The 14,263-nt window shown below is 70.4% G+C and carries 5 protein-coding genes and 3 tRNA genes; 2 read left to right on the forward strand and 6 right to left on the reverse strand.

What is annotated here, in order from left to right:
• Positions 1-8: 8 nt before the first annotated feature.
• On the reverse strand, positions 9-4,982 hold the full coding sequence (locus M0R80_14935; protein MCK9460931.1) for a hypothetical protein: 4,974 nt from the start codon (positions 4,980-4,982) through the stop codon (positions 9-11).
• Positions 4,983-5,201: 219 nt separating this feature from the next.
• Between M0R80_14935 and ftcD the strand changes: the two genes are divergently transcribed.
• Entirely contained in the window at positions 5,202-6,881 is a 1,680-nt protein-coding gene (gene ftcD, locus M0R80_14940) for a glutamate formimidoyltransferase (GenBank protein MCK9460932.1), read from the forward strand.
• A 48-nt stretch (positions 6,882-6,929) separates the two neighbouring features.
• On the opposite strand, the gene M0R80_14945 is transcribed toward ftcD, so the two are convergent.
• The 5 genes from M0R80_14945 to M0R80_14965 form a co-directional block, all read right to left on the reverse strand.
• Positions 6,930-11,108, reverse strand: a complete 4,179-nt coding sequence (locus M0R80_14945; protein ID MCK9460933.1) for a hypothetical protein — start codon at positions 11,106-11,108, stop codon at positions 6,930-6,932.
• Positions 11,109-11,217: 109 nt separating this feature from the next.
• Positions 11,218-12,255, reverse strand: a complete 1,038-nt coding sequence (locus M0R80_14950; GenBank protein ID MCK9460934.1) for a polyprenyl synthetase family protein — start codon at positions 12,253-12,255, stop codon at positions 11,218-11,220.
• Positions 12,256-12,298: 43 nt separating this feature from the next.
• A tRNA-Lys gene (locus M0R80_14955) sits at positions 12,299-12,372 on the reverse strand.
• A 24-nt stretch (positions 12,373-12,396) separates the two neighbouring features.
• Positions 12,397-12,470 (reverse strand) — tRNA-Arg (locus M0R80_14960).
• 120 nt (positions 12,471-12,590) lie between these two features.
• Positions 12,591-12,662 (reverse strand) — tRNA-His (locus tag M0R80_14965).
• A gap of 123 nt (positions 12,663-12,785) precedes the next feature.
• On the opposite strand from M0R80_14965, the gene M0R80_14970 reads away from it, so the two are divergent.
• Positions 12,786-14,201, forward strand: coding sequence for a TolC family protein (locus tag M0R80_14970; protein ID MCK9460935.1), 1,416 nt, complete (start codon positions 12,786-12,788; stop codon positions 14,199-14,201).
• Positions 14,202-14,263: the final 62 nt, after the last annotated feature.

Raw genomic sequence — 14,263 nt, forward strand, 5'->3', positions numbered from 1 at the left:
TCCATCCGCTACTTCTCCTCGTCCTCTTCCACCAGAAGATCGTCCGCCGCGATCTCCTCCTCCTCGGCCACGAGGTCGTCGGCCGCGATCTCCTCCTCGGGCTCGCTCAGGCTGGGCTCGGGCTCCGGCTCCTCCCCCTCGGCGGGCGGCGGCATGAACGAGATGTGCTCCTTCGGGGCCTCCTCGGCGGGGACCTCCTCCTCGGCGGGGATCTCCTCCTCGGTGGCTTCCGCGTCGGAGGAGTCCTCCACGGGGACCTCCTCCTCGGGCGCCTCCTCCCGCGCGAGCGCGCTCGTCTCGGCGACGCTGTCCGCCACGTCCGGCTGCGGCTCGGCGGGCGGGGGCGGGATGGAGACCAGCTTCTTGATGTCCTCGTCCTCCTCCTCCTCGGCCTCCGCCGCCGCCACGGCCCCCTTCGCGCCGCTCTTGAGCCGGGCGAGGCCGGCCGTGGCCTCCTCGCAGCCCGGCCACAGGGTCAGCGCCTGCTCGTACCAGTCGCGCGCCTCGAACTTGTTCTGGATCTTCGTCTCCCAGACCCCGGCGATCTGGAGGAGCAGCTCCTTCTTCCTGTCCTGATCCGGCGCCGCGTCGAGCTGGCGCTCGAGGAGGTTGACGAGATCGTTCCACTTCGCGGTCTTCTCGTAGTGCTGGAGGAGCTGCCGGTACGCTCCCTCGTCCTTGGCGTCGAGCTGGATGATCTGCCAGTAGTGCTCGGCCGCCTCGTCGGGCCGCCCGAGCTCGTCCGCGAGGATCCGCGCGCGGCGGCGGTGGTAGAGCACCGCGACGTCCATCTCGAACGTCTCGTCCAGGATGTCCGAGTAGTGCTCGGAGAGGCTCTCCCAGAACCCGTGCCTGCCCGCCATCTCCTCGAGCTTGTTGATGGTGCCTTCGTCGCGCGGGTTGACCTGCTGCGCCTCCTTCAGGCACTCGAACGCCGAGTTGTTGTCCGCCATCTCCGACGCGTAGAGCCCGGCGATGATGAGCAGGAGATCGACCTGGTTCTCGCGCTCGTGCTTGTGCTCCGTGACGAGATGCCTATACGCCTCGATGAGCTTCGCCCAGTAGACGCCCTTCTCCGTCGTGAGCAGCGCGTCCTCGAGGCCGCGGACGAGATCCCAGATCCGCTCCACCGTCTCCTTGGAGAACGGGTCGTACTTGAGCACCTCGAGCGCGATGAGGAGCGCCCCGTCCGCGTCGTCGAGCTTGTCCCGCAGGATCGCGGCGCCCTTGAGCTTCAGCTCCGCCCGGCGGGGCGGGTCCTCCTCGTGCGCCGCGCAGGCGTTGTAGACGCGGACGAGATCGTCCCAGCGCTCCGCGGCCGCGCCCACGCGCTCGACGAACTCGAGGATGTCCGCGCGCTTCGTGTCGAGCTCGAACGCCTTGAGCGCCACGTCGAACGCCATCGAGTGCTGCTCGCCCTGTTCGTGCAGCACGACCGCATACCGCTGGAGCAGCTCGATTCGCGCCTCGTTGTCGGGCGCGCGCTGCGCGAGGACGCCGTACACCTGCCCCAGCCGCTGCCAGTTCTTCGCCTTGACGGCGAGCCTGTCCACGCGGTCGAGCATCCCGGCGTCTTCGGGCGCGAGCCCGAACGCCCGCAGGATCGCCTCCAGCGCCTGGACGGGATCCCCGATCTTCTCGTCGAAGATCTCCGAGATCTTCACCCACCAGCCGCCCTGATCCTCCGGCCTCTGCGCCGCGCGCGTCAAAACGCCGTAGACGTCGATGAGCTGCTCCCACATCCCGAGCCGCCTCGCCGCCTCCTCGACCGCCGGGACGGTCGCCGGCAGCGCCTGGAGCGCGTCGAAGGCCATCCGGTACCAGGCCCAAGCCTGCGCCGGGTCCTCGAGCTTCTCCTCGCAGATCCTGCCGGCGCGCTGCACGATGTCGTGCCTGTCGCCCAGCGCCTCGGCGGTCTGGTAGCGCGCCATGAGCAGCTTGAGCAGCTTGTCCCAGTTCTCGAGCTCGACGTAGAGCACGTCGAGCGTGTCGAGCAGCCCCGTGTCGTCGAGGTCGAGCGCGGCCGCCTGCTCGTACGCGTCCACCGCGCGCTCCTTGTCGCCGAGCTCGCCGCGGACCCAGTCGCCGAGGAGGACGTTGAGCTGCTTGAGCGCGACGGCGTCCTCCGTGTGCGAGATCTGCTGCTCCAGGACCTCGACCGCCTCCTCGAAGCGCCGCGCCTCGGCGAGGATCTCCCGCAGGAGCTTCAGGGTGGGCGTGTGCGCCGGATCGACCTCGTCCACGATCTGGCGCAGGCTCGTCACGGCGACGTCGCGCTCGCCGCGCTTGTCGTACAGGAGGAAGGCGCGCTTGTAGAGGATGTCGGCCCGCTCGCTGTGGCTCTCGGCGTAGGGGGCCTGCCTCGCGAGCACCTCGACGAGCTCCTCGAAGGCGCCGGTGCGCTCGTAGTACCTGGAGAGCGCGCCCAGGGATTCGACGTCCTCCCCGGCCTCGAGCACGAGGCGCCAGGACTCCATGGCCGCGTCCGGCTGGCCGAGCTCGTCCTCGAGCACGTGGGCGATCCGCCTGTGGATCTCCGCCCGCTCGCCGACGCTCTCGATGGTGAGGAGCCGCATGCGGAGCACGTCGACGAGATCGCCGAAGTCGCGCCCCTTCTCGTGGAGCTCGGTGAGCGCGTCCAGCGCCTCGACGTCCCCGGGGGCCGCCGAGAGGACGTCGCGCCAGCAGCGGACGGCGAGCTTGTCGTCCTCCAGCCTGTGCGCCGCGGTCACGGCCCGCTTGCGGAGGATGGTGACCTTCTCGTCGGGATCCCCGGTGGCGCGCGAGCGCAGGGTCAGCGTCTCCATCAGCCGCCCCCACTGCTCCGACTCCTCGTCGATCGACTCCATCAGGTCGAGGGTCTCCATGTCGCCGGGCGCGATCGCGAGCACCTCCCTGGCCTTGGCGTACGCGTCCTCGGCCAGGCTCAGCCGCTCGCGCAGCATCACCGCCGCGCGCAGCATGAAGCCGCGCTTCTCCTCGCGCGTCTTCGCCATCTCGGCGCGCTTCTGCAGGAGCGGCACGAGCTCCTCGTACTGCTGCTCGCGGAGGTAGAGCTCGTCGAGCAGGTCGATCGTCTCGGTGTCGTCGGGCTGCAGCTCGATGACGTTCTTGTACGCCTGGGCCGCGCGGGCCGCGTCCCCGAGCCGGATGCGGTAGATCTCCGCGAGCCGGCGGAAGCACTCGATGCGCTTGGTCCGGTTCTTGGTGGTGTCCGCCTCCATCTCCAGGATGGAGATCAGCTCGTCCCAGCTCTCCGTGTCGGCGAGCAGCCGCTTCAGGGCGTCGGCGGCGTCGCGGACCTTCGGATCGCTCTCCTGGATCATGCGCCAGGCCTGGATCGCGCCCTGGAGATCGGCGAGCTGCTCCTCGGAGAGCCGGGCCGCCTCGCGGAGCCGCACGGTCTGGACCGCCGGCGGCAGGTGCGGCGCGCCGGCCGAGCGCATCAGGAGATCGCGCAGCGACAGCCAGTCGCCCCGCGCGCGGAACCGGCGCTCGAGGTACGTCGTCGCCTTCTGATCGTGCGGCGCGTAGTCGATGATCTGGAGCATGCGCTCCTCGGCCCCGGCGTCGTCGCCGGCGCGGCGCGCCTTCTCCGCCTGCTGCTGCAGCTCGTTGACGTAGGACTCCAGGTCGGCGCCGCCCGGGGGCGGCAGCGGCTCCGCCGGCGCGAAGGAGGACTTCGCCGGCACGGGCGGCCTCGACGGGCGCGCGGTCGGCACCGGCCTGGACGCGGATCGCTCCTCGCGCTCCATCGTCCGCGGCACCGTCGCGGCGATCGCGGGCTGCGCGTCGGCCCTGCCCTTCGCGGGCGGCGGGGCCTGGGAGGCGCGCGCCTCGACGCCCTTCGAGAGCTTGGCGACGACGCGCTTGTCGTCCTCGAGTCCGAGCGGGTCGAGCCGCCTCATCCACGCGAGCGCCGACTCCGGCTCCCCGATCTCGTCGAGGTAGACCTTGGCGAGCCGCCGGATCATCGGCGCCTGGAACTGGAGGTCGCCCAGCCGCTCGATCACCTGCTGGTACGCGTCGGTCAGCGCGCTGAGATCGCCGAGCTCGCGCGCCTTGTGCTCGATGAACTCGACCGCCTTCTCGCTCTCGGGCAGCGCCATGAGCGCGAACCGCGCGAGCACGAGCGGATCCTCGGCCGTCCCCTCGCGCGCGGCCTTCAGGAGGAACTCGGAGGCCCACCTGTGGTCCTTGTTCGTCTCCGGCGTCACCTTGCACGCCGCGATCGTCTTCGCGAGCTCCACCTTGACCGCGTCGTCCTCGGGGTTGAGCTTCAGCGCGCGCTTCAGGGCGGTCGCCGCCTGCTCCGGATCGGAGAGGTGCGTGCTCAGGGTGTGGGCGAGCTCGCGGTAGAGCGCGATCCGCCTGGCCTCGTCCTTCTCGACCCGCGCCTCGAGCTCGCACAGCTTCGCGGCGTTCTTGTACTTCCCGGTCCGGTAGTAGATCTCGCGCGCCCCGTAGATGGCCACGAGGTTGGTCTTGTCGAGCTCGATCGCCTTCCTGTAGTGGTTGAGCGCCCGCTCGTCGTCCTTGAGCGCCTTGTCGAGGATCTCGCCGGCCTGCTGGTGCAGGTCGGACCGGATCACGACCTTCGTGCCGCGGACGTCCGCCTGCTCGAGCGCCGAGAGGCGCTGCTCCGCGAGGGCGATCGCGCCCTCCCAGTCGCCGGCGTTGCGGTAGATGGTGTCGAGCTTCTCGCCGACCCCGGCGTGCGTCGGGTCGCGGTCGAACCCCTCGAGGAGCACCTCGGCCGCGCGCGTCACGTCGTTCAGCTTGTCGTGATAGATCTCTCCGGCGCGGAAATAGAGATCGACGACCTCCTCGATCTGCTTGCTGATCTGGGCCCTGTACTTCAGGAGATCCGCGAGGTATTCGAAATCACCCTCTTTCTCCGCGATGTTGCACAGGTTCACGAAAGCCTGGGTGTCATGAGGATCGCGTTCGAGGATGGCTTGGTACTTCTCGAAATCTGACATGTTTCGACGCCCTCTTCTTTTTCGTTTGGACCAAGACGAAGAACTTTACCATAGGGCAAAATCGGCAATCAACTGAGAAGCGCCCTCACCTCCAATCATCTCGATGGGTTCCGCGCCTCCGCCGGGGCGCCGGTGGCGCGTTTCCGGTTGACGCTGCCGGCCGCGGTCGCTTAGGAAGGACGGCGGACGCCCGAAACGCCGCGCCGGAGGGGATGGAAGATGAGACTCGTCGAGTGCGTGCCCAACATCAGCGAAGGCCGTGACCGCAGGATCATCGACGCCGTCGCCGCCGAGGTGGAGACCGTGGACGGCGTCCGGCTGCTCGACGTCGACCCGGGCGCGACGACGAACCGCACCGTGATCACGTTCGTGGGATCGCCGGAGGCGGCGGCCGAGGCCGCGTTCCGCCTCATCCGCCGGGCGGCCGAGCTCATCGACATGCGCGGCCAGCGGGGCGAGCACCCGCGCAACGGCGCCACCGACGTCTGCCCGTTCGTGCCGCTCACGGGCGTCACGATGGCCGACTGCGCCGAGCTCGCGCGCCGCGTCGGCGCCCGCGTCGGGACGGAGCTGGGGATTCCGGTGTATCTGTACGAGCACGCGGCCTCCAAGCCGGAGTGGCGAAACCTCGCGACGATCCGCAAGGGCGAGTACGAGGCGCTGCCGCAGAAGCTCGGGAAGCCCGAGTGGAAGCCGGACTTCGGCCCGAACGAGTGGAGCGAGCGCGTCGCGAAGACGGGCGCGACGCAGGTGGGCGCCCGCCAGTTCCTGATCGCCTACAACATCAACCTCAACACGAAGAACACGAAGCTCGCGAAGCGCATCGGGCTCGTGATCCGCGAGCAGGGCGGCGCCGTGAAGCGGGACGCGAGCGGCAACAAGCTGCGCGGCCCGAGCGGCGAGCTGCTCAAGCACGAGAAGGGGCTGTTCGACCACTGCAAGGCGACGGGCTGGTTCATCGAGGAGTTCGGCTGCGCGCAGGTCACGATGAACCTGACGGACTACACGGTGACGCCGCCGCACCTCGTCTTCGACAAGGTCTGCGAGATCGCGGCGGAGCTCGGGCTGCGCGTGACCGGCTCGGAGCTCGTCGGCCTCATCCCGCTCGAGGCGGTGCTCGCGGCCGGCCGCCACTACCTCCGCAAGCAGGGCGCCAGCGACGGCGTGCCGGAGGCCGACCTCATCGAGGCCGCGCACCAGAGCATGAGCCTCTCCCAGATCTCGAAGTTCTCCCCCGACGAGCGGATCGTCGAGTACCGGGTCCGCACGCCGCGGCCGCTCGTGGAGCGCACCGCGGCGGGGTTCGTCGACGAGCTGTCGCGCGACTCGGCGGCCCCGGGCGGCGGGAGCGTGGCGGCGCTCTGCGGCGCGCTCGGCGCCGGGCTCGCGACGATGGTGGCGAACCTCACCGTCGGCAAGACCGGCTACGAGGCGGTCGAGGCGGAGATGATCGGGATCGCCGAGCAGGGACAGGCCCTGAAGGATCTCCTCGTCCGCGCCGTGGACGACGACACGTTCGCGTTCAACGAGGTGATGGCCGCGTTCGCGGTACCCAAGGGCGCGGCGCGCGACGCCGCGATCGCGGAGGCGAACAAGAAGGCGACCCTGGTGCCGCTCTCGGTCCTCGAGGCGATCCCGGCGGTCGTGGAGCTCGCCGGGGCCGCCGGCGCGCGCGGGAACCGGAATTCCCTCTCGGACGCGGGCGTCGCCGTGCTCGCCGCCCGGACGGCCGCGACCGGCGCGTACTACAACGTGCTCATCAACTCCGGCCAGATCGGCGACGCGGCGTTCGTCTCCGAGGTGCGCGGGCGGGCCGACGCCGCCTTCGCGCTCGTGACGAAGCGCTGCGACGAGCTGGACATGTGGTTCAGGTCGGAGCTACAGAAGAAGAAGGAGTAGATCTCACCCGTCCCAGGAGTTCCACAAGTCCCCGGAGTCCCACGCCCCCTACTCTCCCAGGCTCACCTTCCCGCTCCGCGGCTCGATCCTGCCCTTGCGCTCGCCGTACGTGAACTCCTTGCCGTCCCAGGTGATCGAGGTGAGCGTGAACGGGACGCCCCGGCGAAGCGGCGCGGTCCCGAGCTCGATCGACATCGTCACGCCGGCGGGCTTGCTGCGGCCGAGGTCGATCATCGCGATCCCCGCGTCCGGAGCGTCGGTCCGGTCCGAGACCTCGAACACGTCCTCCCCGCGCTTCGACTGGATCCCGAGCCGCGCGTCGAAGTCCTCCCACGACAGGACGACCAGGTTCATCGGCACGTCGAACTCGTAGGCGAGCTTGAGGTTCCGCTCGAGCGCCTCGATCTGCTCGGTCTCGCCCTCGGTCTCGGCCTCCATGATCATCCGCGCGAGCCGGACCGCCGAGTGCAGCCGCGCCCAGCGCCGCGGATCGGCGGGGCCGGGCTCCCCGTCGCCCGACGAGATCTTCCGCTCGAGGCGCAACGCCTCGTCGACGCGGCCCATCCCCGCGGCCGCGGCGGCGAGCCTGAGCTGCGCCGTGGGGTCGTCCGGGCGCATCGCGACGAGCGTCCTATACTGCCGGTAGGCGGCCTCGTACCAGCCGTGCCGGAGGAAGAGGTCGCCGAGCCGCTCGCGCGCCGACGGATCCGCGGCGTTGAACTCGACGAGCTCCGAGCACGTGCGCTTCGCCTCGTCCTCCTTGCCGAGCTCGGCCTGGAGGTCGCACAACGTGCCGAGCACGAGCGGCCCCGCCAGCTCGTCCCGGCGCATGCGCGACGCGATCGCCTGCGCCTCCTCGATCTTGTCGCACTCGAGCAGGACCTCGATGAGGAGCGCCTGCCCCGCGGGATCGTCCGGGAACTTCGCGATGATCTCGCGCAGCTTCTTGAGCCGATCCTCCGGCGTCTTGAGCGCGGCGAGCCCGCGGCTCACGACGTACCAGTCGATCCCCGCGCCGGAGAGGTACCGCATCGAGACCTCCGGGTTCAGCGTGCGCCGCGTGATGCGCTGCCTGAGGAACGACTGGATCTTGGCGTCCCCGGCGAACTGCGCGATGAGCGCGCGGACCTCGTCCGGGGTGACGGCGCGGCGCTCGATGAGCTCGAGCAGCTCCTTGCGCTGCTGCCAGCGCGGGATCTCGCACTTGCCGCCGGCCTCGACGTAGACCGCGGCCCAGCCCGACGGCGATGTCGCCAGCGCGAGCCGCTGCCGCCAGAGGACGCGCCGCTCCGCGAGCGGCCGCCGCGAGGCGTCCGAGCAGACGCCCTCGGTGAACAGCGCGCGCTCCACGGGCCTCGAGGCCTGCTGCTGCACGAGCGCGAGGAGATCGACCTCCTGCGGCTTGTCCGCCGCCGTGGCGCGCTTCCCGGACTTGCCCTTCGTCCCCTGCCCGGCCGAACGCGTCGTCGATCCGCCCGCCCGGCCGCCGCCGCCCGAAAGCCCTCCGTCCCCGTACCCGTACCCGCTCCCGCTCGCGCCGGTGGAGGAGCCGTCGTCGTAGGAGGCGGCCCCGGATTTCGGCGCCGCGTAGGACGAGTGCGGGACGGACGGCGGAGGGGGCGCCGGCCGAGGCGCCGGGGCGGGCATCTCCTTCGCCCTCGCGGCGCCCGACGGCGCCGTCCGGTAGTAGCCGAGATCCCCGTCGTACGAACCCGCCGACACCTCGGGCGACGGCTCGGACGCGGGCGCAGGCGGCGGCGACATCGCGCCGGCCTCGTCGCGCCAGTACTCCGCCTCCATCGGGTAGGCCTCCTCGGTCTTCTTCGCCTCCTCGGTCACCTCGAGGCGATCGGCGTCCGTCTTGTAGGCGCCGCTGCCGCCCGTCGCGAGCTCGGGCGCGTCGAGATCGAACCCGCTCCAAAGGACGTGCCGCTGCCGGCGCTGGATCCCCTGCGCCGCGTACGCCGCGTCGCTCTCGAGCACGAGGAAGGAGGTGAACGGCGTCATCAGCGCGTACATCAGGCCGAGCGAGATGATGTTGCCGCGGTTCTCCTCCAGCCCCTCGCCCATCAGCCGCTCGAGGTACATCCGCGCCCAAAGGAACGGCACGAACCCGTACTCCTCGCCCTTCTCGACCTTGGTCGCGTAGGACTTCTCGAACGGCTTGCCGCCGAGCCTCCCCTTGACAGTCACCTTGTCCGGCAGCTTATGGTGCGTTCGCGCGAGGATGACGACCTCGTCGCCCTCGGAGACCTTGCCCGCCACGTTGGAGAAGATCTGGTCCAGGCCGGCGCCGGCGCCGATGTTGAGCTCGGTGATGGTGGGCGTCTTCACGGCGCCCGCGAAGCGCAGCGCCTCCTGGACCGTCTGCTCCGGCGTGTCGATGCGGAACGCGCGGCCGCCCCCCATCAGCGCGGCGCGCTCGAGCAGCGGGTAGTTGGCGTCGCTGCCGACTGCGATCGTGAACAGCCGGGCGCGGGAGTCGCCGAGCGAACGCCGCAGCCGCTCGGTGAGCTCGATCGCGGTCGTCTCGCCGACCGTGGGCCTGCCGTCGCCGATGTACGCCACCGCGGGCTGCTCCGCGTCGTGCACGAGATCGAGCGCGACGCCGAACATCTCGCCGAGATCGGTCGCGCCGGCGGCCGAGACCGCGGCGAGCCGCTCCATCGCCGCCGAGACGTTCTTCTCGTTCGCGGCCGCGAGCCCCTCGTCCGGGTAGACCACGCGCGGCGCGAGATCCGCCGACACGACGGCGAACCTGTCGCCCGCCGAGAGCGCGCGCAGCACGGCCTCCGTGACGCCCGTGCGGATCTGCCGCTCGGCCTCGCCGCCGCCCGCGGACGTGTCGACGACGAGCACGACGTCGCCGGGCACCTCGGGGAGCTTGTCCCACTCCACCTCGGGCGCGTACCGGAGCATCACGTAGTCCGCCTCCTTGAAGCCGGAGGAGAAGCGGTACGCGCGGAACGGCGCCACGGGCTTCGTGGGCGTGAGCTCGAGCAGGAAGTCCGAGCGCGGCGTGTAGCCGGACCTGCGCACGGAGACCATCGACGAGTTCTCCTCGATGCGCGCGTCCTCGATCGACGCGATCTCGTAGTCCTTGCCCGCGTCCCCGAGGATCACCTGCAGGGAGAACTCCTGGATCCGCTGCTCGCCCCCGCCGCCCATCGGGTAGACGTACCTGTAGCGGCCGTCGGACAGCGGCAGGAACTGCGTGTAGGAGAGCACGACGCGCCGCTCGCCGGTCGCGGGGATCGGGAAGATCCGCGCGCGGTACGTGCGGCCGTCGACCCACTCGAGCAGCGCCGGATCGTACGCCTGCTGGATCGCGTTCTCGTACGCGGCGGCGGCCTGCTTGCGCTCGACCATCTCGCCGTCGACGAGGACGCCGTTCACCTCGAGCGCGAACCGCTCCACCGAGGCGCCCTCGGGGATCGTGAACCAGTACCACCCCTCGAGATCCGCGCCCGCCGGGTTGAAGAAGCGCTGATCGACCGTCGTGTGCGCGATCCCGTCGAGGACGACCGCCCGCACCTCCTGCGAGAGGATCTGCAGCTCCTCGGGCGGCGAGCCGGGGCGCATCCTGTCGATGCCGTAGATCCTGCCGGACGCCCGCCCGCCGATCCCGGCGAGCATCTCCTTGTCCGCCATCCCGCCGGTCCAGTCCTCCCAGAACTTCACGGGGGTGACGACGGGCGCCTTCCCCGCGGCGACGACGGCGCGCTCGCCGTTCTCGACCTCCGCGCGGCCGCCCGGCGCGTCGACCACGGCGAGGCCCCGGGCCACGTACACGCGCACCTCCCCGTCCACCACCGCGAGATCGAAGCCGGCGCCCGAGGCGGACACGTTCGTCCCGGCGGCGGCGAACCGGCCGAGATCGCGCTCGTCGGGCGGGACGTCGGCCCACAGCTCGCCCTTCTCGAGGACGACGGCGCCGCCGTCGATGGAGAGCGCCGAGCCGCCGCGGACGAACAGCCCCGCGCCGCTGGCGAGCCGCAGGAGGGCCCGCGCCCCGTCGCCGAGGGTCAGATCGCACTTCGCGGGCAGCATCGCGCCCGTGATCAGCCGCTGCCGTCCCCCTTCCACGCCGAGCCACACGTCCCCGGCCGCGAGCTCGATCCGGGCGCCGAGCGGCGGCACCTTCTTCGGCGGCGGCGGCGGAGCGTGCCCGCACGCGGTCACGACAAATAGACCGATCACCAGACCCAGCGACGCGCGCCTTCTCATGACATCTCCTCCCGTTCCGTTCCGTTCGGAAGCACCCAGCATACACCAAAGCGACGAGCCACTGACGCACGAACGCGCGCCGGGATCTGAAGGCCCCGCGCGGCGGGGATCACATCTCGCGGCGCTGCAGCGCGTCCGCCAGCGTGCAGAGCGCCTCGATGACGGCGCCGTCGCCGCCGGGGGCGCGCCGGAGCGCCTCTGTCGCTCGGCTCGTGTTCGCGGACGCCTCGGCCAGCGCGGTCTCGAGCGCCCCCGCGCGCCGGACGTCGCTCGCGATGCGGGGGGCGAGCGTCGCAGGGTCGGCGCCGGCGATCAGCTCCGCGAGGGCGCCGCGAAGCGCCGGGCTCTCCGCAGCCGCGACGATCAGCGGGAGCGTCATCTTGCCCTCGCGGATGTCGGCGTTCAGGCTCTTGCCGAGGACGTCCGGCTCCGTCGAGAAGTCCAGGACGTCGTCGACGAGCTGGAACGCGACGCCGACGTGCCAGCCGAACTCGCCGAGGGCAGCGCACAGCGGATCCCCCGCGCCGGCGGCCTTGGCGCCGGAGAAGGCGGCCCACCGGAAGAGGCTCGCGGTCTTGCCCTCGACGATCCGGAAGTACTGCTCGCGGGTCGTCGAGAGGGAGCCGCGGAGCTCGAGCTGCGTCACCTCTCCTTCCACGAGCCTGCGCAACGTCGCGACGAACTCGGGCATCAACCCGGCCCCCGCGGCGGCGACCGTCTCCACGCAGCGCGTGAGCAGGTAGTCGCCCCCGAGGATGGAGATGGCGTTCCCGTACACCACGCGCACCGCCGGCCTGCCGCGCCGCACGTCGCCCTCGTCGATGACGTCGTCGTGCAGCAGCGTCGCGTTGTGCAGGAGCTCGCACGCCGTCGCGAGCGCGACGGGCAGCCTCCCCTTCTCGCCGCGGGCCGCGCGGAACGAGAGGAGGCAGATCGCCGGCCGGATCCGCTTGCCGCCCGCGTCGAGCATGTAGCGGCACGCCTCACGGACGCCGCCCGGAGCGTCCGGGAACCCGCCCGAGAGGACGCGCTCGAGCGCCTCGAGCCCGTCGCCGAGCAGCGCCGCCGTGTCCGTCATGGCCTCGGCGACTGCACCGTTCAATGAATGCTTTTCGGAGATCGCGCGGAGTTTTTCGAGGGCGTCCATGACCTCCCTCGTCGCCGGAGGGATCTCTTCGCGGTTTACCCGGTGCGCCAAGACGGAATCGAACCGTCAACCTCCGGATTAAGAGTCCGCTGCTCTACCTAGTTGAGCTATTGGCGCATCTTTCCATCAAAGAACCGTCGGCGCGCCCGGGGTGACTCGAACACCCGACCTGCGGCTTCGAAGGCCGACGCTCTATCCAACTGAGCTACGGGCGCTTCGCGATCACCCGGCCACCGCGCGAACGGTATCTAAGCAAAAACGCACCGTCCGTCAACCTGCTGTTTCGCCGAAAGCGAAACCGTCGAACCAAATCGCGCAGCGGCCGATTTCTTCGGGGTGAGAGACGGGGCTTGAACCCGCAACAACCGGAGCCACAGTCCGGAGCTCTACCATTGAGCTACTCCCACCGTGATGGCGCCCCGAAGGGCGCGAAGGACGGGCGGATTATAGGCGGCGGCGTCCCGAACGCAACACGGATTTTTTTTGATTTTCGAAGGGTCGCGCCGCTTTTTCTGCTAAGTATTCTGTCCATGCGGACCCGATTGCTCGCCCTGGCCGTGTTCTCGTGGAGCGCGCTCGCAGCGGCGCAGGAGCCCCCTGCGGTGGAAGGCCCGCCGGCGCTCAACCGGCTGACCCTCGAAGAGTGCACGACACGGGCGATCGCCAACAGCAAGGAGCTCGCGGCCGCGCGGCACAGGCTCGACGCCATGCAGGCCCAGATCGAGCAGGTCTGGTGGGCGCCCTTCTCCATCATCGGCGTCGACGCCGGGTTCTCCTTCGTTCCCGATCGATGCGTCGACACGGGGACGCTCGCGAACGACGGGCGTCTCGTCGCGTGCAACGGCGGCGCGGTCGCCGCCGAGGAGGACTGGGCGAGCGACGAGTGGGGCCCGACCTTCCAGCTGGAGGTCAAGGGCGTGCTGCCGATCCTGGACTTCGTCCGGGTGACGCGCGCCCAGAAGGCGCTCGAGGAGGCCCGCGAGGCCAAGGCGGCGCAGCTGCCGTCGTTGAAGCAGCAGGTGCGCTACAACGTGGAACGCGCCTACCACGCCATCATCGGCGCCCGCGAGATGGCCTACACGCTCGGCGAAGGGAAGAAGCAGCTCGTCAAGGCGCGGGAGCTGCTCGAGGAGAACCTCGCGAAGCAGGAGGGGACCGAGACCGAGACCGATCTCATCAAGCTCAAGGTCTTCGAGGCGCAGGTCGGCTACATGGAGCAGCAGACGCGGCAGATCGAGCGCACCGCCCTCGCCGCGCTGCGGTTCCTCGTCGGGGGCGAGGACGCTGCGCGCGTCGACGTCCCCGAGGATCCGCAGTCGCTGATCGAGCGCGAGCTCGATCCGCTCGAGGCCTACAAGAAGCGCGCGCTCGAAAATCGCCCCGAGCTGGAGGCGCTGCGCCACGGCGTGAAGGCGCTCGAGCTCAAGGTGGCGATGCGCAAGGCCGAGTTCCTCCCGAGCCTCGGGCTCGTCGCCGACTGGCGCTACGCCGCAACGCCGGGACGGACCGACATCGGCAACTGGCTGCTCAAGGACAACTACAACCTCAACTACTTCGTGCTCGCCCTGGCGCTCAGTTACGATCTCGATTTGGGCCTTGATATTTACAAGCTCGACGAGGCCAAGGCCGAGCTCGCGGCGCTGACCGCGGATCAGGAGAACGCGCTCGAGGCGATCGTCCTCGATGTCGAGAACACGTATGTCGAGGTGACCTCCGCGCGCGACAGCCTCGCCGAGCTCGAGAAGTCGAAGCGCCTCGCCAAGGGCTGGATCGCGGCGGCCGTCCAGAGCAACGCCGCGGGTCTCGGCCCGGCCAAGGAGGTCAAGGACGCGCTCAAGGAGTACTTCCAGATCATGGCGTCCATCCACCAGCTCACCGGCGAGTACAACGTCGGCCTCGCGAAGCTCGACAAGGTCACGGGCACGCTCGGCGAGGCGCGTGAATAGGGCGTCCGGGAGGTCCGTCTCAACCCAGGGGCCCGCGCGGGCCCGGGGCCGACTTCGAAGGA

It is taken from the genome of Pseudomonadota bacterium (genome assembly GCA_023229365.1).
In the GTDB taxonomy this organism is placed as follows: Bacteria; Myxococcota_A; Polyangia; order JAAYKL01; family JAAYKL01; genus JALNZK01.